Origin of the sequence: Micromonospora sp. NPDC049051 (assembly GCF_043197575.1) — a bacterium.
Taxonomy (GTDB): domain Bacteria; phylum Actinomycetota; class Actinomycetes; order Mycobacteriales; family Micromonosporaceae; genus Micromonospora.
This window is the reverse complement of the sequence record NZ_JBICTL010000010.1, coordinates 41116-63434: the sequence shown is the minus strand read 5'-3', so window position 1 is coordinate 63434 and position 22319 is coordinate 41116. Positions and strand designations below refer to the sequence as shown.

Below are 22319 nucleotides of genomic sequence, written 5' to 3'. Positions count from 1 at the left end.
CGGCGGTCGTCGGCACTGCGAGGCCCCGCCGTCAGGTGTGCAGCCCGCACTCGGTCTTGTCGAACATGGCCCAGCGCCCGGCCCGGGGATCCTCGCCGTCGCGTACGGGCCGGGTGCACGGTTGACAGCCGATCGAGGCGTATCCCCGGGCGCGTAGGTCGTTGACCGGCACGTCGTGGCGGGCCAGGTAGCGGGCCACGTCCTCGTCCGTCCACCGGGCCAGCGGATTGACCTTGACCTTCCTCCGCGCGTGCTCGTAGTGGACGACCGGGGTGTCGGCCCGGCTCGGGGACTCGTCGCGGCGCAGCCCCGCCGCCCAGGCGTCGTACCGCTCCAGCGCGGCGCGCAGCGGCTGGACCTTGCGCATGTCGCAGCAGCTGTCGGGATCGCGTTCGTGCAGGCGTGGGCCGTACCGCCGGTCCTGTTCGGCGACCGTGAGCTCGGGACGGACCGACCGGAGGGTGACCGGCAGCGTCGCCGTCACCCGGTCCCGCACGGCCAAGGTCTCCGGGAAGTGCAGGCCGGTGTCGAGGAAGATCACGTCCACCCCGGGGACGGTTCGCGCGGCGAGATGGATCAGCACCGTGTCGGCGAGGGAACTGGTGACGCAGAACCGGGGCCCGAAGGCGTCGGCGGCCCACCGCAGGACCTCCTCGGCCGGCGCGTCCTCCAGTTCGTGGCCGGCTTGTTCCGCCAGCTCGGGCAGCCCGGCGCCGGACCGGGCAGATCGTCCTGTCGTGATCATCGAAGTTGGCCCTCCTCGACCCGCCCGATCCACTGGGCGAACGTCTCCGCCGGGCTCCGACGCCCGGCGAGATAGCGGTGGACCAGCCGCTCGACGTAGTCGGGCAGGTCCTCCGCCGTGGTCCGCAACCCGCGCAGCTTGCGCCCGAACGCGCCGGCCTGACCGGCCGCCAACGCCAGGCCGCCCCCCAGGTGGACCTGGAACCCCTCCACCTGCTGGCCGTCCGGGCCGCGCACGAGTTGTCCCTTGAGGCCGATGTCGGCGACCTGGGTGCGCGCACACGCGTTCGGGCATCCGTTGACGTTGACGGTCAGGTCGACCGGCACGTCGGCCAGCCGCTTCTCCAGTTCCCGCACCAGCGCCGCGGCCCGCCCCTTGGTCTCGACGACCGCGAGCTTGCAGAACTCGATGCCGGTGCACGACATGGTCGACCGGCGCCAGGGCGACGGCTGCGCCTCCAGGCCGATGTCCCGCAGCGCCGCGACGAGCGCGTCCGTGCGGTCCGGCCGCACGTCCGGCACCAGGATCTTCTGGTACGGCGTGAGCCGGATCCAGGTGCCGCCGTGCCGCTCGACGGCGCCCGCCAGAGCCGCCAACCGGGTGCCCGACACCCGGCCGACGAGCGGCGCGACACCGACGTAGTACCGCCCGTCGCGTTGCGGGTGCACCCCGACGTGGTCGACCGGTGCGGCGGGCAGGGCCGGCGCCGGGCCGTCGACGAGGGGGCGGCCCAGGTAGCCCTCGACGACGGCGCGGAAGCGTTCCACTCCCCAGTCCGCGACGAGGAACTTCAACCTCGCCCGGTTGCGCAGGCGGCGGTAGCCGTAGTCCCGGAAGACCTCGACGATCGCCGCCCACACGTCCGGCACCTCGTCGAGGGGCACCCAGGCGCCGAGGCGGCGCGCCAGCATCGGCGCCGTGGAGAGGCCCCCACCGACCCACACGTCGAAGCCGGGGCCGCGCTCGGGGTGCACGACCCCCAGAAAGGACAGGTCGTTGACCTCGTACGGCACGTCGGGCAACCACGACACGGAGGACTTGAACTTGCGCGGCAGGTTCGCCAGCGCCGGGTCGCCCACGAACCGTTCGACGATCGCGCGTACGGCGGGGGTGGCGTCGACGACCTCGTCCACGCTGATCCCGGCGACCGGGCTGCCGAGGACGACCCGGGGGCAGTCGCCGCAGGCCTCGACGGTGCTCAGCCCGACCGCCTGGAGCCGGCGCCAGATCTCCGGGACGTCCTCGATCCGGATCCAGTGCAACTGGATGTTCTGCCGGTCGGTGACGTCGGCGCTGTCGCGGGCGTACCGGACGGAGACGTCGGCGACGGTCCGCAGTTGCGGCAGGTCCAGGTGCCCGCCGTCGGTGCGGATGCGCATCATGAAGTACTCGTCGTCGAGGTCGTGCGGGTCCAGCGTGGCGCGCGCGCCGGCGGCCGTGGCGGGACGACGCTGGGTGTACAGCCCCCACCAGCGGAACCGGCCGTGCAGGTCGCTCTGCTCGATGCTCGCGAAGCCCCGCCGCGAGTAGACGTTCTCGATGCGCCAGCGGACGTTCAGCGGGCCGTCGTCCTTCTTGATCCGTTCGTTGTCGTTGAGCGGTTCGGCGTGCCCGAAGGCCCACTGCCCCTCGCCGCGCAGGATCGGTGCCGGTGCGACGCCGGGCTTGACGCGGCTGCCCGGGGGCGACGCGCGGTCGGGGCGGACGTACGTCATGTCACATCCTTCGGCGGGACGAGGCCCGCGACGGGGCGTGGTGGGTCAGCCGTGGATGGGGACCGGGCCGCTCGCGCCGTCCTCCCGTGCGTCGTGGGACGTGTCGAGGCGCCGGCCCTGCTGGAATCCTCTGCCCGCCCGCTGACGGCTCGCACCTTCAGGATTGCCGCGAGCGGGATTGGCGTACCGCCGTCGCCTCCCGCCCCGCAGGCGCCGGCCGCGCCGCCCCGGACCGGGGCCACAGCAGCGCAAACCCGGAGATGCGGCGGCCGTGGGGGCGCTCCAACAATGAAGTGCGCCGACGCCGATCATCGTGTGCGGGGCGCCAGCGACCGCCGCCACGGGAGCGGGTCGGTCGGTGCCGGTGGCGCGGGACGCCCGCACGCCACCGTCCGGGTGGGCGGATCGCGCCCCAGGCGCACGCGCGCCGAGGGCCGCAGGCGTACCGCGCAAAGGAGAGGACGTCCATGAAGGCTCTTGTGTTGTCGGGCGGGACGGGCACCAGGTTGCGGCCCTTCAGCCACTCCATGCCCAAGCAGCTCATCCCGGTGGCGAACCGGCCGGTGCTCGAACACGTGCTCGACGGTGTGCGGGCACTCGGCGTCAGCGAGGTCGGCATCGTCGTCGGTGACCAGGCCCGGGCAATCTCCGAGGCGGTCGGCGACGGCTCGCGGTTCGGCCTCGACCTCACCTACATCCGACAGGACCAGCCGCGCGGGCTGGCGCACGCCGTCCAGGTGGCACGCCCCTTCCTGGGCGCCGACGATTTCGCCATGTTCCTCGGCGACTGCCTGCTCGCCGACGGCGTCACGGACGTCGCGGAGCGCTTCCGGCGCGACCGCCCCGCCGCCGACGTCGTGGTCCACAAGGTCGCCGATCCCCGGGCCTCCGGCGTGGTGGAGCTGGACGGTGACGGCGGAGTCGTCCGCCTGGTGGAGAAGCCCCAGGAACCGCGCAGCGACCTCGCCATCGTGGGCGCCTACTTCTTCACGCTCGCCATCCACGCCGCCGTCGACGGCATCCGCCCCAGTTCCCGCGGGGAGCTGGAGATCACGGACGCCATCCAGTGGCTGGTCGACCGGCGCGCGGCCGTGCGGGCCAGCGAGTACGCCGGCTACTGGAAGGACCTCGGCCAGATCGAGGACGTGCTGGACTGCAACCAGTACATGCTGAGCGGCCTGCGGGGCCTCGTCGCCGGCGAGGTCGACGCGGCCAGCGTGCTCGACGGGGACGTCGTCGTCGAGCCCGGCGCCCGGGTGCTCCGGTCGCGGATCGAGGGACCGGCGATCATCGGGGCCGGCACGCTGGTCGAGGAGAGCTCCGTCGGCCCGCACACCTCCGTCGGGCGCGACTGTGTGCTGCGCCGTACCCAGTTGGCGGACTCGATCGTGATGGACGGCGCACGGATCACGGCCGTACGCGACCTGCGGCGCTCCCTGGTGGGCCGGGCCGCCACGGTCGGCAGCGGCGGGCCGGAGCGGGGCAACCGGATGCTGGTGGGCGACCACTCCCGGGTGGAGATCGTCGGCTGAACACCAGCCGCGCCACCGGTCGAAGGGGCCGTCCGACGGACGGCCCCTTCGTCATGGCGGGCAACCTGGCGGTGCGCCCCGGCGGAGTCCGCCGGGGCGCACGGACGCTCAGGAGCCGGCGAACTGCCCGGGAGCCCGCCCGGGTCCGGCCGGCCCCCGGTACGCCTGGGCGATGTCCAGCCAGTGCTCGGCGTCGGCGCCCACCGCCGTCACCGACAGGTCGTCGCGGTGCCGGCGGCGGGTGACCAGCAGGCAGAAGTCGGCGGCGGGACCGGTGACGACCTGCTCGGCGTCGGACGGACCGAACCGCCAGACCGCCCCGGACGGCGCGGTGATCTCGAAGCGCAGGGCGATGTCCGGCGTGCTCAGGCCGCGCGCCTGGTAACCGAAGTCCCACGTGCGCACGGCGAACTCGACGAGGGGGCGCAGCCGGTCGGTGCGCTCGCGGCGTACGCCGAGTGCGTCGGCGATGTCCTGGCCGTGGCCGAACAGCTCCATCATCCCCGCCGCGGCGAGCACCGCCGCCGGGATCGGCCGGACGAGCCAGGGCACCAGCTGCGCGGGCGGCACGGCGGCGAGCGCCTTCTCCGCGGTGGCCCGCTCCGTACGCCACCGGCTCAGCAGCCCCGCGGGCGGCTCGGCCAGGTAGGGCGCCATCGCGGCGTTCACGTTCGCGTCGAAGTTGTCGCTCAGGCGCGACGTCAGGGCCCGGAACGTGTCCGGGTCGGCGGCGGCCAGCCCGGCCATCCGGAACGTCGCGGTCAGGTGGGCGATCTGGTGCGCGACCGTCCAGCCCTCGGCCGGGGTGGCCGTCCGCCACCCCGCGTCGTCCAGGTCGGCGACCATGCGGTCGACGTCGTCGCCCTCGGCCTCCAGGGCGGCGAACACATCCTGTTCTGTCACGCGCTCATCCTCTCGGTGCGGGTGTCGGGGTGCACGTCGCCGGCGCTGCGCGCCCGATGGTCGACGGGGAACCGGCGGTCGCGTCGGCGCCGCCGCCTCAATCATCGGCAGGTGGCGGTGCGATCGTCTTCTCCCACTGTGCGGAGGGCCCCGTTCCCGCCGGCGCCTGCGCGCGTACCGCCGCGCGCATCCACAACGCGAACAGGCTGCCGAGCAGCAGGACGCCTCCCACCACGGCCAGCGCCGGCCGGACGGCGGGCAGGAACGCGGCGGCGAAGGCGTCCGCGGCCAGCGCCGGGTACCGGTCGGCCACCTCCGGCGGGGTTCCCGCCGGCACGACGAACCCGCCGGCCTGGCCGGCGCCCAGCCGGATGCCCTCCTGGGCGGCGCCGAAGCCGTCCAGGAAGGCCGCCCGGGCCTCGGGCGGCAGCGTCGCCGCCTGGGCGCGGGCCGCCTCCGGCAGGGTGTCGGCGAGCCGGTGTTGCAGCACGGCCCCGACGACCGCCGCGCCGAGCGCGCCGCCGACCTGGCGCGCGGTGTTGAGCACGCCCGCGGCGGCGCCGGCCAACCGGGCGGGCACCTCCCGCATGGCCTCGGTGGTGGTCGGCGCGATGGACGCCCCCATCCCGATGCCGACGGCGATCAGCGGTACGACGAACGTGCCGGCGGTGGAGTGCGGCGTGACCAGCACCGCCATGCCCAGTACGCCGAGCGCGTACACGGTGAGCCCGCCCGCGAGCAGGCGTCGGCCGCCGAGCCGGTCGGTGAGCCGTCCGGCGACCGGCGCGACGGCGCTGAGCACCAGCGTCCAGGGCAGCGCGGCGAGGCCCGACTCCAGCGGGCTCATGCCGAGCAGCGACTGCGTCTCGATCACGAAGACCAGCAGGAAGCCGTACAGCCCGAACGAGCTGACGAGCGTGATCAGGGTCGCCGGGGCGAAGTTGCCGAGGCGGAACAGGCCGGGCGGCACGAGTGGCTCCCGCTGCCGGCGCTCGCGCAGCACGAACACCGCCGCGCACACCGCCGAGGCGGCCAGGATCGCCGGGATGCCGACGGGCCCCCACACCGTGCCCCAGTCGTGCCGTTCGCCCTCGATGAGGGCGTACATGAGGCCCAGCAGCGCGGCGGTGGCCAGGAGCACGCCGACCACGTCGAGGTGGCGCGGCCGGCGGGTGCGCAGGTCCGGGACGAGCCACCAGGCCAGGGCGACGCCCGCCACGCTGAGGGGCACGTTCAGGTAGAAGATCCACTCCCAGCCGAACCGGGTGATGACGAGCCCGCCGAGGGTGGGGCCGCTGACGGCGGCCACGCCGGCGACGGCGGTGAAGATGCCGAAGGCGGCGCCGCGCCGTGCGGCCGGGAAGATGCCGGAGATGAGGACCAGCGCCTGCGGCAGCAGCGCCGCGGCGCCCACGCCCTGCACCACCCGCGCGCCGATGAGCTGCCCCGGGGACTGGGCCGCCCCGCAGAGCACCGAGGCCACCGCGAACACCGCCATGCCGGCCATGAAGACGGTACGCGGGCCGAACAGGTCGCCGAGGCGCCCGGCGACGATGAGCAGGGACGCCAGCGCCAGCAGGTAGCCGTTGAGCACCCACAGCATGCTGTCGATCCCGGTGTCCAGCGACCGCATCATGTCCGGCACGGCGGTGTTGACGATGCTCGTGTCCAGCAGGATGAGGAAGTTGCCGAGGCACAGCACCAGCAGGGCCGCCCACGGGTTGCCGGCGCCCGGCCGCGGTGGCGGCGGGTCGACGGCCCGCGGCGCGTCACGACTCGCCCGCACGGGAGGCCTCCTCCCCGACGGCGGCGTCGACGCCGGGGGCCGGCACCACGCCGTCCGCGTGCAGCCGCGCGCCGATCCGGCGGGCGGCGGCCAGACTCGCCCAGGCGGTGACCGTGACCAGGGCGGCGTCGTCGGTGCCGCCGTCGCGACAGGCGGCGACGTCGGCGTCGGTGACCCGGTACGGCGCGAGCGCGGTCAGCAGCGCCAGTCGGGCGGCGGGTCGCTCGGCCGGCGTCAGCTCGGCGACGGCGGCGTCGAACCACCGGCCCCCGCCCGGTTCGGGGGGTGGCGGGTCGTCCAGGCAGGCCAGGATCCGCTGCCGGACGTGCTCCGGCAGGGCGGCCTCGCCGGCGCGTCGGACGGTCTGACCGGCGCGGGCGAAGGCGGCGGCCACGTGCGGCTGCCCGACGGTCCAGGCCAGGTCGGGCTCCGGCGGCGCGGGCGGCAGCAGCTCCAGGGAATGTCCGGGTGGCCGTCCGGCCCGGGCCAGCGCCCCCATGATGCGGGCGGCCGTGCGCCGGACCCCGGAGCGGATCCCGGCTGGCGCCGGCGGCAACGGGGAGTCCTGGAGGAAGACGCTCACCATCCGGTTGAGGTAGTGGAAGGCCACCGCCACGCCGATCAGCTCCGGCCCGTGCTCCGTCGGGAAGGGCGGCGGGCGGCGGCGCGCCGGGCTGACGGCCCCGCTGTGCCGGGCCCACTCGGCCAGCGCCCGCAGCCGGGGGTCGCCGATCCCGCCGATCTCGGCCGCCAGCCACCCGTCCGTGTCGCGGAGCAGCCCGGCCGCGGTGACGCCGTGCACCTCCACGCAGTACGGGCACCGGTTGCTCTCGGAGACGGCGGCGGCGACCACCTCCTTCGCGTCGCGGCCGACCAGCCCTTCGGCGAGCAGCGTCTCGCGCAGCATCAGCCAGCAGGCGCGCAGCACGTCGGGGGCGGGGGAGTGCAGCAGCACCGGGGGCGCGAGGACGCCGAAGTCGTCGGCCATCTGCCGGTAGACCCGCGCGACGGGCCCGTCGGCGGCTCGCGGGGCGACGGGAGTCACGTGCCGGACGTGGGTCAGCATGGTGCGGCTCGTCACCCGAGCCAGTCGCCTGCCCATCGGTTTCCTTCCTGGTCGGGCGGGCGACGGGCCGGGGGCGGGACGGCGCCCCCGGCCCGTCGTGGTCCTAGCTGGGCACGACCTGGGGCACCGCGCTGGCCGTCCCCTCGGGCAGCGAGCCGTGGTAGGTGACCGGCACGCCGCGCTCCTGCGCCGCGCGGACGATGCCGGGCACGGCGCGTTCGGCGAGCGCGGCGATGGTGAGGGCGGGGTTGACGGTGAGCGCGCCCGGCACCGCCGAGCCGTCGGTGACGAAGATGCCGGGGTGCTGGCGCAGCTCGTGCCGGTCGTCGAGGGCCGACGTCGCCGGGTCGTCGCCGATCCGGCAGGACGACAACGGGTGCACCGTGTACGCGCCCACCACGTCGTTGGTCCACGGCATCACCCGGGCCAGCCCGTCGCGTTCCAGGATGTCCCTGGCGTCCGCGTCGGCGGCGGCCCAGCCCCGCAGCGTGTTGGCGGTGGGCCGGTAGCGCAGCGGACCCCGGCCGAGCATCTGCTGGGAGATGCGGTCGGCGTTGCCGGTCGCCGGCGGCGGCCCGAAGACGCCCTCGTTGTCGTCCTCCGACATCGTGAAAAGCGTCAGCCACGACTGCCAGCGGCGCAGCATCTCCTTCTTCTCCAGGCCGAACCAGCTCGGGCCCTGCGCGTCGGGCACCTGGGCGAGGATCGTGCCCAGCCCCAGCGGGAAGAAGAGCTGCTCCAGCGAGTACCGCTCGTACTCGGGCAGGTCCGGGTCGAGCCGGTCCCAGGTCGCCACCGTCGGCCCGCGGCCGATCTGGTTGGCGTCGTAGCCCCTGCCGTCGGGCCGGCTGAGGCCGAGCACCTCCCGGACCCGGTCGTCGTCGAAGACGGCCGTGTTGAGCCGCTCCCCGTTGCCGGAGAAGTACCGGCCGACGGCGGTGGGCATCGTGCCCAGGGTGGGCTCCGAGCGTTGCAGGATCACCGGGGTGGCCCCGGCCCCGGCGGCCACGATGACGATCTTGGCGTCGATCGTCCCGCTGTCGTGCAGGATCCGGTAGTCCTCGGCGTCGACGATGCGGTAGTGCACCCGGTAGCCGCCGTCATCGGTGCGGGAGAGGTGCTGCACCTCGTGCAGCGGCCGGATCTCCGCGCCGTGCGCCAGGGCCCCCGGCAGGTAGTTGAGCAGCAGGGAACGCTTCGCGTCGAAGCGGCACCCGGCCATCATCCAGTTGCAGTTGGTGCACTTGTCGACGTCCACGGCCGACGGCACCGGGTTGGCCGTGCGCCCGGCGTGCGCGCAGGCCGCCGCGAAGAGGCCGCCGGCGTACGGCACCTTGTCCCAGCTCTGCTTCGTGATGGGGAGCGCCTCGCTGACCCGGTCGTACCAGGGGTCGAGGCTGTCGCGGGTGATGGCCGCCGGCCACATCCGCCGGCCGATGCTGCCCTGCCGTTCGAAGACGAACCGCGGCGCGCGCGGCATGGTGGCGAAGTAGACGACGCTGCCGCCACCGACGCAGTTGCCGCCGAGCACGCTCATCCCGTCGCCCACGGTGAAGTCGAAGATCCGGGTGTACGACGAGCCGAGCTTGAAGTCGTGGTCGAACTCCTCGCTGGACAGCCACGGTCCACGTTCCAGGACCACCACCCGCGCCCCGCCCGCGGCCAGGTGGTACGCGGGGATCGCCCCACCGAAGCCGCTGCCGATCACCACGACGTCGGTGCTTGCGCTACTGGTCATGCCGGGCTCCCTGTGGGGGTGGTGTGCGGGTGCAGTCGCGACAGCGGGCGTCCGTACGAGTACTCGGGAAACCGCCACAGCCCGTCGTCGTCGGGTCGGGTGATGCCGATCGCCAGCAGCCCCGGATGCCCCGCGGCGAGCGCGTCGCGCGTGTTCATGTGGGCTGCGCTGTCGTAGGCCATGTTGCTGAACAGCGCGAGCCCCACCCACATCTCCTTCTCGGGGTTGTCCGGGGCGAGCAGGTGGCTCAGCAACGCGGTGCGGTGGTCGAACGCGAGGGCGACGAAGGGCGGCACCGCCGGGTCGAGGGGCAGGCCGTTCGCCTCGGCGTACCCGGTGGCGTGCGCGTTGAGGGCCTCGCTGAGCGTCCCCAGCATCAGCGACACCCCGCCGGCCGGGTCCTCCATCAGGGCCAGCGCCCCCGACTCGACGGCGCCGCCGTCGGACGAGACGCCGGCGATCGCCCGGTCGTCGGCGGACCGCTTCGCCCCGGGGATGATGGTGTCGGCGAACGCCTCCAGCGTCAGTACGCGTGCCTGCTGTTCCTCGGGTGTCTCCGGTTGCACGGCGGCTACCTCCTTCTGGGCGGGCACGTCGGTTCCCGGTCCCGCCGAATCGTTTTTCGGGCAGCCTTGACCGCCGCCCGGTAAGGGCGACGGAAACAAGGAATTGAATGGTGGTCGCGCGGAATGGTCCCGCGCGGTGCGGATGGTGGGCGAAAAGTTCTGCATCATCGTGGCTACCGACGCAGGTGGGACGCATCTTCTGTTTTGCTGAGGAACGTCTTTCGGTGCCGGGGCCGGTCGGCGCGGAAGAATTGCCGCCGGCGGCGCGGCACGACAATTCCCGCCGGCGGGCCGGCGCGCGGAACTACCCGGCGCGCGGCTTCCGGCCGCCCCGCCGGCGCGCGCGACCTCCTCGCCCGTCCCCCCGACGCGCCAACGACGGCGCGGACGGCGCCTGCCGGTCAGGCCCGGTCGGTGGTCCGGTGCGGCGCGGCGGTCGCCGGGAGGGCGGCGCGTCCGGCCTGGCGTCGGCTCAGCCGGCCGGTCCGGTGCAGCCAGCGCACGGTGTCGGCCATCGTCTCGTCCAGCGACCGGCCCGTCGGCCCGAGCAGCTCCTCGGTGGGCGTGGCGTCCATCGGGCGGGCGGCGGCGCACAGATAGATCGCGCCGTGCTCGGCGGGCAGATGTACGGGCGACAGCCGCTGCGCCGCGCTGACCAGGTGACCCATCGGCAGCAGCGCCGACGCCGGGAGCCGGAGGGTGGGCAGGGCCCGCCCGGTGACCCGGCGCAGCGCCTCGACGAACTCGCGGGTCGTGACGTAGCGGCCGGGGGCCGGGAAGCGGCGGGGACCGCGGCCGGGTTCGAGCATCGCCGCGTGCAGCCGGGCGACGTCCCGCACGTCGCCGACGGGGAAGCCACCGGTCGGCCACAGCGGCATGAACCCGCGCAGCACGTTGCGTACCCGCGTCGTCTGGTCGCCCAGGTGGGGGTCGTCAGGCCCGAGCGAGGCCAGCGGGTAGGTGATGACCACCGGCGCGCCGTCCTCCTGGTGCCGGCGGGCGACGTGCTCGGCGGCGGCCTTGCTGCGCAGGTACGCCTCCCGGGGCGCGCCGACCGGCGAGTCGACGGTCAGCGGCGACCGGGTGGCCGGCAGCAGCGCCCCGAAGGTGGAGACGTGCACGATCGGGTCGAGGCCCGCCGTCCGCGCCGCCCCGAGCACCACCTCGGTGCCGCGCAGGTTGACCGCCGCCATCCGCGCCCGGTCCCGGGAGTCGAAGCTGTACACACCGGCGGCGTGCAGAGCGGCGGCGCAGCCGTCGGCGGCCCGGGCCACGGCGACGGGGTCGGTGACGTCCCCGGTGGCCAGCTCGACCCGGCCGGCGTCGACGCCCAGCGCGGCCAGCACCCGGCGGGCGCGGGCCGGGTCGCGTACGAGCATCCGGACGCGGTGGCCGCCGTCGAGGACGGCCGCCGTCGAGTGGGAGCCGATGAATCCGGTGCCACCGGTTACCAGGACCAGCATTGCGACTCCCGCACGTGGGGGACTGGGTCGTCGCCCATCATCAGCGGGCCCCGGCCAGGGCTCCTTCTCCGAGGGTGCTCAACCGGCGCCGAACGCGTGGCCTGCGCCGTCGGACTCCCAATACTGGCATTGCCGCAGTCGTGGGAGCCGTCGTCGTGACCGCCCGGCGGGGCGGCGCAAGAGCAGGAGGCAGATCATGATCGCTCGTCGGGTGGCCTCGTCGGTGGTCCAGCGCCAGGTCAACTACGTCACGCCGGTTCCGCAGGGCGCCGCACAGGGGCTGGTGGAGAGCGTCTACACCCAGGTCGCGCAGGAGATGCAGCTCGTCGTGCCGCCCGCACAGCTGCACTCCCCGTCGCCGGAGGTGCTGGCCGCGTACTGGATGGTCATGCGGGAGCCGCTGCTGCCGACGCAGACCGTGGACCGGGCGACCAAGGAGGCGGTGGCCGCCGCCGTGTCGGTGGCGAACATCTGCCCGTACTGCGTGGACATGCACAGCGTCGGGCTCTACGAGCTCTCCACGGAGCACGACGCGGAGGCGATCGTGGCCGACCGGCTCACCGAGATCACCGACCGGCGCATCCGCGACGCGGCCGAGTGGGCCCGTACGGCGCACCAGCCGCAGACCTCGCGGCCGGTGCTGCCGTTTCCGGAGCGGGACCGCCCGGAGTTCGTCGGCGTGGTCGTGGGCTTCCACTACGTCGCCCGCGTGGTCAACGTGTTCCTCTCCAACTTCCTGCTCCCGCCGGGGCTGGCGCCACGGGCACGGCGGCGCCTGAAGCGCGGCATCGGCTGGGTCCTGCAGGGCACGCTGCGCGAGGCCAGGGAACCGGGCCGCTCCGTACGGCTGCTGCCACCGGCGCCGCTGCCGGCGGAGGCCGGCTGGGCGGTGGGCAGTCCGCACGTGGCCGAGGCGATGGCCCGCGCCTACGCGGCGTTCGAGGCGGCCGGCGAGCGGGCGGTCCCGCCGGCCGTCCGGGACCTCGTCGCGGAACGCCTCGACGCCTGGCGGGGGGAGGAGACCGGCCTGAGTCGACAGTGGTGCGAACGACTGATCGCGCCGCTGCCCGAGGCGGAGCGGGCCGCCGGCCGCCTGGCCCTGCTGACCGCGTTCGCCTCCTACCAGGTCGACGAGGAGGTGGTCACGGAGTTCCGCCGCCACCAGCCGGGCGACGCGGCGCTGGTCGACGCGGTCGCCTGGGCCAGCTTCGCGGCGGCCCGACGGGTCGGCGCGTGGTACGCCCCCGCCGGCTCGCCGGAGCCGGTCTGACGGAATCCCGACCCGAACTCAGCAACATCGGAGACGTGCCGGCGTGGCGTGGTCGGGACGCTGGGCGAAGGCGAGGCGTTCTCGCGCGCCCGTCACCCCTCAAGGAGGAAACGTGACCAGCAATCAGACGAGGCTGCCCGGGACGTCCGGGCGGTGGGCGACCCTGAACGGAGCGCACCATCGGACGGCTCTGAATCTCTTTCTCCTGGTCGTGCTGGCCCACTGGGCCGAGCACCTGGTGCAGGCGTACCAGATCTGGGGCCTGGGCTGGTCGCGGCCGGAGGCGCGCGGCGTGCTCGGCATGCCGTTCCCGTGGCTCGTCAGCTCCGAGTGGCTGCACTACGGCTACGCGATCGTGATGCTCGTGGGGATGTGGATGCTGCGACCCGGCTTCGTCGGGCGCAGCCGGAGCTGGTGGACCCTCGCCGTGGCGATCCAGTTCTGGCACCACATCGAGCACCTGCTGCTGCTGTTGCAGGCGCAGACCGGCCGGCACCTGTTCGACAGCCCCGTGCCCACCAGCCTGCTCCAGGTCGTGATCCCCCGCGTCGAGTTGCACCTGTTCTACAACACGGTCGTCTTCGTGCCGATGGTGATCGCGATGTACCTGCACCTGCGACCCTCCGCGGCGGAGGCCGAGCGGATGTGGTGCAGCTGCCGGCAGCCCGAGGCCGCGGCGCAGCTGTCGTGACCGCCGTCGACGACGCCCGTCCACCCGAACCGCCCACCCCGCCGACGTCGGTCGGGGCGGTGCAGCGGGCGGCGATCGTCGTGGCGGCCGGCGTCGTGCTGTCGGTCCTGGCGCTGCTTCTCTTCGGCAGCCCGGCCGAGAGCCGGCAACTGATGCTGGACCCGGGCGACGGGTCGGTCGTCGGGGCCGCGCCCGCCGAGGTGACGCTCACGCTCGGCGGCGCGGAGTCGGCCGAGAACCTGCACCTGGCCGTCACCGGACCGTCGGGGGCGACCGTCTCGACCGGGCGACCCGCCGTCCGCGACGGTCGTCTGGTCGTGCCCGTGCGCGACGCCGGGCCGGGCACCTACCGCGTCGGCTACCGCGCCCAGCTGCCCGACGGCCGGCAGATCGCCGGCCTGGCCGGGTTCACGGTGACCCCCGGCGCCGTCCCGGCCGGCTCCGTCGCCGCACCGATCGACGACGCGACCGGCGGCCACGACCACGCCCGCATCGACGGCATCAACGGCGTGCTCCTCCTGCTGGACCTGGGTCTGGTCGGGGTGGCACTGCTGCTGATGTTCCTGCGTCCGCGACGCGGGACGGGCCCCGTCGCGGGCCCGTGACCGGGGCCGACGGCGACCACGTCGGCGGCGACGCGGCGGCCGGTCACGGTCCGCGCGGCAGCCCCCACCACCCCGCTGCGGCGGGCGGATGAGCGCACAGCAGAAGAGGCGGCCCCGGCCGGCGCGCGGCGACGATGAAGTCACCCGCCGGCCGGGGCCGGCGTCGTCGTACCGACAGGGGGATCTGCCATGCCGACGGTACTGGGTTCCGTGCGTCGACTGCTGATGGCGCCGACGCTCGCGGAGGTGACCTTCGCGCACCGGGGCTTCCCCGGCCCCGCCACGGAGGTCACGCGCCGGCTGGAGGCGGTTCCGCAGTCGGTGGTCTGCGGGTTCGAGTGGGGCATCGACACCCGCGACCCGTGGGAGCTGGAGCGCCGCCTCGCGCTCGTCGACCGGGAACTGCTGGGCTTCGCGTACGAGGGCGCCACGATGGCCTGCACCATCCTCGACGTGATGGGCCCTCGACGCGGCACCCGCACCCGGGACCTGCTGCGGGGGCCCGGCGCGCCGCACCTCTTCCTCGCCTACATCGGCATCGGGTTCGCCATGGCGCGCCTGCCGCGGCCCCTCTGGCGGCACGTGGTACCCGACCTCACGGGCTCCCCGTACCACCCGACGATGACCTGGCTGGCCGTGGACGGCTACGGATTCGACCGCGCCTACTTCGACCTCGACCGGTGGGTGACCCGGCAGGAGCGGCTGGCGGCGTACCCCTGGCAGGGCCACGGGGACTACTTCGCGCGGGCCACCGACCAGGGCCTCGGGCGGGCGCTGTGGTTCATCCACGGCGCCCGTACCGCCGAGGTGGCCGGGGCCGTGCGGGCCTTCGCCGCGGACCGGCACGGCGACCTGTGGAGCGGGGTGGGGCTCGCCGCCACCTTCGCCGGGGGCGCCGACGCCGAGGCGCTCGCGGCGCTGCGCGCCGAGGCCGGCGACTGCGCGCCGGACCTGGCCCAGGGCGCGGTCTTCGCCGCCAAGGCCCGCAGCCACGCCGGCCACGTGCCGGCGCACAGCGAGGCGGCGATGCACGCGTTCGGCGGGCGTAGCGTGGCCGCCGCCGCGGCCCTCGCCGACGACGTGGCGGTCCGCGCGGAGACGGCCGGGCGGCTGCCGGCGTACGAGCTGTGGCGGCGCAACGTCCGTGCGCACTTCGAGCCGGCCGGCGTCGGTCACGACCACTGAGGACCGCCCGCGTCGCCCGCCGTGGCGCCGCCGCACGCCCGTGGATCGACGAGTCCGCGGTCCAGGTGCACGCTTCGAATTGTTGCGATGAATGCGCAAGGTTGAAGAAATCAACCGTTCGCGCTCTTGCCATCATCGAAATAGCTGTCCATCCCTGTTCAGCGGCAACACCGACCCTTTGGGGGAACGTGCGATGCAGAGCCTGCGTGATCTGCGGCGCAGAATCCTGACGCCAAATATCTCCGAGACCAAAATGGATGTGCGCGGATTCCACGTGAAGAACGAGGAATCGAAGGCGCTACTCGAAACCGTCGGCGCCTCATTCCTCTCCGGCTACGGATACGCCGCCGAGGCGCCGAGCGCCGCAGCCGCCGAACGCCGCCTGGAGACGGTGCCGAAGCGTTTCCGTGGCTTCGCGTACGAGGGCGCCGGGATGGGCTTCGCCGTCCGGGACGCGCTGCGGCCGGGCCGCCCCCGGCACGTGGCCGACCTGCTCGCCGGCCGGGGCGACGCGCACCTCTACATGATCTACGTGGGTGTGGGCTGGGCGATGGCCCGGCTGCCCCGGATGCGCTGGGGCCAGCTGCACGCCCCGGATCCGCTGCTGCGCTGGCTGGTGCTCGACGGCTACGGCTTCCACCAGGCGTACTTCCACACCGACCGGTACGTGTACGGCCAGTACCGTCACCCGCGCTTCCCCTGGCCGGCCGACGGCCCGCGCGAGTACGCCGACCGGGTCATCGACCAGGGCATCGGCCGGGCCACCTGGTTCGTCGGCGGCACCGACGTGGACCGGGTGACCCAGATCTTCAGCGCGTTCCCCGCGCACCGGCGGGCCGACCTGTACGCCGGGGCCGGCCTCGCCGCCACCTACGCCGGGGGCGTCACCGAGGCGGAGCTGCACCGCTTCCGCGACCACGCCGGCGACTACCGCGTGGACCTGGCCCAGGGCAGCGCCTTCGCGGCCGGGGCCCGGGTACGCGCGGGTCTGGTCGTCCCGCACAACGAGATCGCCACCCAGGTGTTCTGCGGCGTGTCCACCGCCGAGGCGGCGAAGGCCACCGACGTCACCCTGCCCGCCGAGCGGGAGGGCGAGGAACCCGCCTACGAGCGGTGGCGGCGCGCCATCGCCGCGGAATTCGAGGGGTGGTGCTGAGCGTGGCGTCCCGAGGCCAGATCGGTTCCACGCCCCGGCGGTCCACCACCATGCGCGACAAAGGAGAAACCTCGTGACCAGGATCGCTGTCGTGGGGATGGCGTGCCGTTACCCGGATGCCACCTCCCCCCGGGAACTGTGGGAGAACGCCATCGCCGGGCGCCGCGCCTTCCGGCGGCTGCCCGAGGAACGGATGCGACTCGACGACTACTTCGACCCCGACCCCGCCGCGCCCGACCGTTTCTACGCCCGTAACGCGGCGGTGATCGAGGGCTACGAGTTCGACCGGATCGCGTACAAGGTCGCCGGCAGCACCTACCGGTCCACCGACCTCACCCACTGGCTCGCCCTCGACATGGCGGCCATGGCGCTGGCCGACGCCGGGTTCCCGATGGGGGAGGGACTGCCCCGCGAGCGCACCGGCGTGGTCGTCGGCAACACGCTGACCGGCGAGTTCTCCCGGGCCAACCAGCTGCGGCTGCGCTGGCCGTACGTGCGCCGCATGGTCGCCGCCGCGCTGAAGGAACAGGACTGGGACGACGACCAGCTCACCGGCTTCCTCGACGACTTCGAGGCGACGTTCAAGGGCCCGTTCCCGGAGGTCGACGAGGACACCCTCGCCGGTGGCCTCTCCAACACCATCGCCGGCCGCATCTGCAACCACTTCGACTTCAAGGGCGGCGGCTACACCGTCGACGGCGCCTGCTCCTCGTCGCTGCTCTCCGTCGCCACCGCGTGCAAGACCCTCTCCGACGGCGAGGTCGACGTGGCGATCGCCGGCGGCGTGGACCTCTCCATCGACCCCTTCGAGATCATCGGCTTCGCCAAGACCGGCGCGCTGGCCCGCGGCGAGATGCGGGTCTACGACCGTGGCTCGAACGGCTTCTGGCCGGGCGAGGGCTGCGGCATGGTGGTCCTGATGCGCGAGGCCGAGGCCCGTCAGGCGGGCCACCGCATCTACGCCACCGTCGCGGGCTGGGGGATCTCCTCCGACGGCAAGGGCGGCATCACCCGCCCGGAGGTCGCCGGCTACCAGCTCGCCCTGCGTCGGGCGTACGAGCGGGCCGGGTTCGGCATCGAGACCGTCGGGCTCTTCGAGGGCCACGGCACCGGCACGGCGGTGGGCGACGCCACCGAGCTCCAGGCGCTGTCGCTGGCCCGGCGCAACGCCGACGCGAACTCCCCGCAGGCCGCGATCAGCTCCATCAAGGGCATGATCGGGCACACCAAGGCGGCGGCCGGCGTCGCCGGCCTGATCAAGGCCGCGATGGCGGTGCACCACGAGGTACTGCCGCCGACCATCGGCTGCGTCGATCCGCACGAGATCCTCACCGCCGAGCAGTCCGCGCTGCGGGCCCTGCGCCGGGCCGAGGCGTGGCCGCGCGACCTGCCGGTACGCGCCGGCGTGACGGCGATGGGCTTCGGCGGCATCAACACCCACATCGTGCTGGACAAGGGGCAGCCGCGGCGCTCGTCCCGACTGGACAGCCGCTTCCGTAATCTCGCCGCGTCGATGCAGGACGTGGAGCTGCTCCTCGTCGACGGCGGCAGCCCGCAGGAGCTGCGCGAGCGGCTGCAACGCCTCGTCGAGTTCGCACCCACGGTGTCGTACGCCCAGCTGGGCGACCTCGCCGCCACCCTGCACCGGGAGCTGCGTGACCTGCCCTACCGGGCGGGTGTGGTGGTCTCCTCGCCCGAGGACGCCGAGCGGCAGCTGCGCCGCGTCTGCGACACCCTCGACGCCGGCGAGGTACGACTCTTCTCCGCCGACGGCCGCTGCTTCCTGGGCCACGTGAGCGGGCCGGGTCGCATCGGTTTCCTCTTCCCCGGGCAGGGGTCCGGCCGGGGCACCTCCGGCGGCGCGCTGCGCCGGCGCTTCGCCGACGTGGAGGAGGTCTACCAGCGCGCGGCGCTGCCGCGCAGCGGCGACATGGTCGCCACGGCGGTGGCCCAGCCGCGGATCGTCACCGGTTCGCTGGCCGGCCTGCGGGCGATGGCGCTGCTCAACCTCGACGCGACCGTCGCCGTCGGGCACAGCCTCGGCGAGATCGCCGCCCTGCACTGGGCCGGCGTGCTCGACGAGGAGACCCTGCTGCGGGTCGCCGGCGTGCGCGGCCGGACCATGGGGGAGCACAGCGCCTCCGGCACGATGGCCAACATCGGCGCCCCGCCGGAGCGGGTGGCCGGGCTGATCGCCGGCCTGTCCGTGGTGATCGCCGCGTACAACGGGCCGGAGCAGACCGTGATCGCCGGCTCGGAGGCCGCCGTGCAGGACGCCTGCGAGCGGGCCACCTCCGCCGGGCTGCGGACCACCCGGCTCCCGGTGTCGCACGCGTTCCACTCGCCGCTGGTCGAGCCGGCCGCCGACGCCTTCCTGGGGGCGCTGGCGGGGGAGCGGTTCGGGTCCGTCAACCGGCGGGTCGTCTCCACTGTCACCGGCGAGCCACTCGCCCACGACACCGACGTCGCCGCCCTCCTGCGCCGCCAGATCACCGACCCGGTGCTGTTCAGCCAGGCCGTCGCGCTCGCCGCCAAGGAGGTCGACCTCTTCGTCGAGATCGGCCCGGGGCAGGTGCTCTCCGGCCTCGCGTCGAGCAGCACCGACCTGCCGGCGGTGGCCCTCAACACCGACGACGAGTCGCTGGCGGGCCTGCTGCGTGTCGCGGCGGCCGCGTACGTCGTCGGCGCCGGCGGCGTGGAGGGGGCGCTCTTCCACGACCGGCTGGTCCGGCCGCTCGAGGTGGGCCAGCACTTCCGCTTCTTCGCCAGCCCCTGCGAGTCCGCCCCGGTGGTGGGCCTGGCCGGGGGCACCGGCGTACGGGCGACGACCCCGTCGCAGAAAGAGGTGCACCGGCCGGAGCCGGAGCGGCCGGCCGGCGAGTCGAGCCTGCAACTGCTGCGGCGGTTGGCCGCCGAGCGGGCCGAGCTGCCGCTGGAGATGGTCCACGACGCCAGCCAACTCCTCGACGACCTGCACCTCAGCTCGATCACGGTCGGTCAGCTGGTCAACCAGGCGGCGCAGCAGCTCGGCGTGCCGGCCGCGCAGACCCCGACCAACTTCGCGACGGCCACCGTCGGGCAGCTCGCCGAGGCCCTGGAGCAGCTCGCCAGCACCGGCCGGGACGCCGACACCGCCGGCCCGGCCTTCGTGCACGGCGTCGCCGACTGGTGCCGGGCCTGGTCGGTCGAGTTCGACGACCTGTCGGCGCCGGCGGTCGCCGGGGCTGAGCCCGACGGGCCCTGGCAGCTGTTCGCCCCCGCCGGGCACCCGTTCGCCGAGCCGCTGCGCGTGGCCCTGGAGAGCGCGGGCGTCGGCGCGGGAGTGCTGGTGTGCCTGCCGGAGCGGTACGCGCAGGCCGATCTCGAGCTGGCCCTGCGCGGCGCGCAGGCGGCGACGGCCGCCGCCCCCGGCACCCGTTTCGTCCTCGTCCAGCAGGGCGCGGGCGCGGCCGGGCTGGCCAGGACGCTGCGGTTGGAGGCGCCGCACCTGCGGACCACGATCGTGCACACCCCGCCCGTGCCGGAGGCCGTGGCCCGGGTGACGGCGGAGGTCGCCGCCACCGACGGATTCGCCGAGGTGCACCACGACGCCGCCGGGCGGCGGCGGGTGCCCACCCTGCGCGGGCTGCCGGTGCGGCCGACCGAGACGCGGCAGCCGCTGGGTGCCGAGGACCTGCTGCTGGTCACCGGCGGCGGCAAGGGCATCACCGCGGAGTGCGCCCTGGCGATGGCCGTCGACAGTGGCGCCCGCCTCGCCGTGCTGGGCCGCTCGGACCCCGCCGCCGACGAGGAGCTGGCCGCGAACCTCAAGCGGATGGCCGACGCCGGCGTGCGGGTGCGCTACGCCCGGGCCGACGTGGCCGACCCCGAGCAGGTACGGCAGGCCGTCGACGGCCTCGTCGCCGAGTGGGGACCGGTCACGGCGGTGCTGCACGGCGCGGGCCGCAACGAGCCGGCGGCACTGACGGGTCTGACCATGGACGCGTTCCGCCGCACCTTCGCGCCGAAGGTCGATGGCCTGCGGGCGGTGCTCGACGCGGTCGACCCCGACCGGCTGCGCCTGCTGGTGACGTTCGGCAGCATCATCGGCCGGGCCGGCCTGCGCGGCGAGGCCCACTACGCGACGGCGAACGACTGGCTGGCGGAGCTGACCGTCGACTTCGGCCGGCGCCACCCGAACTGCCGCAGCCTCTGCCTGGAGTGGTCGGTCTGGTCCGGTGTGGGCATGGGCGAGCGGCTCTCCGTCGTCGAGGCGCTGACCCGCGACGGCATCACCCCGGTCACCCCCGACCAGGGGGTGGCGATGCTCCGGCGGCTGCTCGCCGACGCGCACGCACCGTCGGTGGTGGTCGTCAGTGGGCGTACCGAGGGCATCGACACCGTCCGGATGGACCTTCCGGAGCTGCCGCTGCTGCGGTTCGTGGACCGGCCGCTCGTCCGCTACCACGGCGTCGAGCTGGTCACCGAGACCGAACTCAAGCCGGTCACCGACCTCTACCTGGACCACCACCGGCTGGACGGAAACCTGCTGTTCCCGGCGGTGTTCGGTATGGAGGCGATGGCCCAGGTCGCCGCCGCGGTGACCGGACGGACCGACACGCCGGTGGTCGAGCGGGCCGAGTTCCTGCGGCCCGTCGTGGTGCCGCCGGAGGGCAGCACCACCATTCGGATCGCCACCCTCGTGGTCGACGACGACCTCGTGGACGCGGTCGTCTACAGCGCGGAGACGGAGTTCAGCGCCGCGCACTTCCGGGCGCGGCTGCACTTCACCGGGACGCGACCGCCGGCCGGTCCGCCCGAGCAGGTGCCCGCCGGGCTGCCGGCCGTGCCGCTGGACCCCGCCACCGACCTGTACGGCGACATCCTGTTTCAGGGCGGCCGGTTCCAGCGGCTGCGCCGCTACCACCGGTCGGCCGCCCGGCACGTCGACGCCGACGTCGTCACGGTGCCGCAGACGCGGTGGTTCGCCGACTACCTGCCCGACAGCCTGCTCCTCGGCGACCCCGGCGTGCGGGACGCCCTCATGCACGGCAACCAGGTCTGCGTCCCCGACGCGACGCTGCTGCCGGCCGGGATCGAGCGGCTCCACCCCGCCGGGCCCCGGCTGACCGAGACGGAGGAACTGCGCTACTGCGCCGAGGAACGCAGCCGCGACGGTGACACCTACGTCTACGACATCGCGTTGCGCTCCGCCGACGGTGAGGTCGTGGAGCGGTGGGAGGGCCTGCGGCTGCGGGCGGTACGCAAGAAGGACGGCCGTGGGCCGTGGGTGGCCCCGCTGCTCGGGTCGTACCTGGAGCGGACCCTCGGCGACCTGGTCGGCGGCGACGTGGCCGTCGCGGTCGAGCCGGCCCCGGCGGCCCCGGCCGGGGGCGGCGAGCCGGCCGGGCCCGGCACGCCGGACGGGATCCGCCGCCGGCGGGCCCGCACCGCCCTGGCCGCCGGCCGGGCCGCGGGCGGGCCGGTCGAGGTCGCGTACCGGCCGGACGGCCGCCCCGAACTGGGCGACGGGCGGTCCCTCTCCGCCGCGCACGCCGAGGACCTGACCCTGTGCGTGGTCGGCACCGGGCCGCTCGCCTGCGACGTGGAGGCGGTACGCGACCGGGAGGAGTCGGTCTGGCGCGGGCTCCTCGGCGCGCACGTCGACCTCGCCCGGCTCTGCTCCGCCGACGGCGGGGAGTCCCTGGACGCGGCGGCCACGCGGGTGTGGGCGGCGATCGAGTGCCTGCGCAAGGCGGGGCTCTCGCACCGGGCGCCGCTGGTCGCGGTGCCCTCGGAGCGGGCCGGTTGGCTGGTCTTCGCCTCCGGCGACCTGCGGATCGCCACGCTCGTCACCACCGTGCGGGACGTGCCGCAGCCGATGGCGTTCGCGATCCTCACGGAAGGACGTGCCTAGGG

Annotated in this window: 15 protein-coding genes; 7 read left to right on the top strand and 8 right to left on the bottom strand. The window is 74.5% G+C overall.

Annotation, left to right across the window (positions count from 1 at the left end; translation table 11 throughout):
• Nucleotides 1–31 precede the first annotated feature (31 nt).
• Nucleotides 32–745: a phosphoadenylyl-sulfate reductase gene (locus ACGFIR_RS29150; RefSeq protein WP_393008104.1), complete on the bottom strand. Its 714-nt coding sequence runs from the start codon at nucleotides 743–745 to the stop codon at nucleotides 32–34.
• On the bottom strand, nucleotides 742–2460 hold the full coding sequence (locus ACGFIR_RS29145; protein ID WP_393148415.1) for a nitrite/sulfite reductase: 1719 nt from the start codon (nucleotides 2458–2460) through the stop codon (nucleotides 742–744). Before ACGFIR_RS29145 ends, ACGFIR_RS29150 begins: the two co-directional genes overlap by 4 nt.
• 467 nt (nucleotides 2461–2927) lie before the next feature.
• On the opposite strand from ACGFIR_RS29145, the gene ACGFIR_RS29140 reads away from it, so the two are divergent.
• Entirely contained in the window at nucleotides 2928–3992 is a 1065-nt protein-coding gene (locus ACGFIR_RS29140; RefSeq protein ID WP_393008108.1) for a glucose-1-phosphate thymidylyltransferase, read from the top strand.
• Between the two features lie 108 nt (nucleotides 3993–4100).
• On the opposite strand, the gene ACGFIR_RS29135 is transcribed toward ACGFIR_RS29140, so the two are convergent.
• From ACGFIR_RS29135 to ACGFIR_RS29110, 6 genes are all read right to left on the bottom strand, one after another.
• Entirely contained in the window at nucleotides 4101–4895 is a 795-nt protein-coding gene (locus tag ACGFIR_RS29135) for a TIGR03084 family metal-binding protein (RefSeq protein ID WP_393148413.1), read from the bottom strand.
• 97 nt (nucleotides 4896–4992) lie between these two features.
• The gene (locus ACGFIR_RS29130) at nucleotides 4993–6681 is read right to left on the bottom strand and encodes a DHA2 family efflux MFS transporter permease subunit (protein ID WP_393008112.1); all 1689 of its coding nucleotides are present in this window, start codon (nucleotides 6679–6681) and stop codon (nucleotides 4993–4995) included.
• Nucleotides 6665–7747: a hypothetical protein gene (locus ACGFIR_RS29125; RefSeq protein ID WP_393148493.1), complete on the bottom strand. Its 1083-nt coding sequence runs from the start codon at nucleotides 7745–7747 to the stop codon at nucleotides 6665–6667. The genes ACGFIR_RS29130 and ACGFIR_RS29125 overlap by 17 nt, the downstream gene beginning before the upstream one ends.
• A gap of 103 nt (nucleotides 7748–7850) precedes the next feature.
• Entirely contained in the window at nucleotides 7851–9485 is a 1635-nt protein-coding gene (locus ACGFIR_RS29120; protein ID WP_393148411.1) for a GMC family oxidoreductase N-terminal domain-containing protein, read from the bottom strand.
• Nucleotides 9482–10051, bottom strand: coding sequence for a DUF5987 family protein (locus tag ACGFIR_RS29115; protein ID WP_393008194.1), 570 nt, complete (start codon nucleotides 10049–10051; stop codon nucleotides 9482–9484). Before ACGFIR_RS29115 ends, ACGFIR_RS29120 begins: the two co-directional genes overlap by 4 nt.
• A gap of 401 nt (nucleotides 10052–10452) precedes the next feature.
• The gene (locus ACGFIR_RS29110) at nucleotides 10453–11514 is read right to left on the bottom strand and encodes an NAD-dependent epimerase/dehydratase family protein (RefSeq protein ID WP_393148409.1); all 1062 of its coding nucleotides are present in this window, start codon (nucleotides 11512–11514) and stop codon (nucleotides 10453–10455) included.
• A gap of 196 nt (nucleotides 11515–11710) precedes the next feature.
• On the opposite strand from ACGFIR_RS29110, the gene ACGFIR_RS29105 reads away from it, so the two are divergent.
• The 6 genes from ACGFIR_RS29105 to ACGFIR_RS29080 all read left to right on the top strand — a co-directional run bounded on the left by ACGFIR_RS29105 (nucleotide 11711) and on the right by ACGFIR_RS29080 (nucleotide 22317).
• Nucleotides 11711–12784, top strand: coding sequence for a carboxymuconolactone decarboxylase family protein (locus tag ACGFIR_RS29105; protein ID WP_393008118.1), 1074 nt, complete (start codon nucleotides 11711–11713; stop codon nucleotides 12782–12784).
• Between the two features lie 112 nt (nucleotides 12785–12896).
• Nucleotides 12897–13475, top strand: a complete 579-nt coding sequence (locus tag ACGFIR_RS29100; RefSeq protein WP_393008120.1) for a hypothetical protein — start codon at nucleotides 12897–12899, stop codon at nucleotides 13473–13475.
• Nucleotides 13472–14080 (top strand): copper resistance protein CopC, encoded by a 609-nt coding sequence (locus ACGFIR_RS29095; protein ID WP_393008122.1) that lies wholly within the window; start codon nucleotides 13472–13474, stop codon nucleotides 14078–14080. Before ACGFIR_RS29100 ends, ACGFIR_RS29095 begins: the two co-directional genes overlap by 4 nt.
• A 189-nt stretch (nucleotides 14081–14269) precedes the next feature.
• Nucleotides 14270–15265, top strand: coding sequence for a DUF1702 family protein (locus ACGFIR_RS29090; protein ID WP_393008124.1), 996 nt, complete (start codon nucleotides 14270–14272; stop codon nucleotides 15263–15265).
• Between the two features lie 193 nt (nucleotides 15266–15458).
• Nucleotides 15459–16421 carry a DUF1702 family protein gene (locus ACGFIR_RS29085; RefSeq protein WP_393008196.1) on the top strand — a complete coding sequence of 321 codons (963 nt, stop codon included), beginning with the start codon at nucleotides 15459–15461 and terminating at the stop codon, nucleotides 16419–16421.
• Nucleotides 16422–16494: 73 nt separating this feature from the next.
• Nucleotides 16495–22317, top strand: a complete 5823-nt coding sequence (locus ACGFIR_RS29080; RefSeq protein WP_393148407.1) for an SDR family NAD(P)-dependent oxidoreductase — start codon at nucleotides 16495–16497, stop codon at nucleotides 22315–22317.
• Nucleotides 22318–22319: the final 2 nt, after the last annotated feature.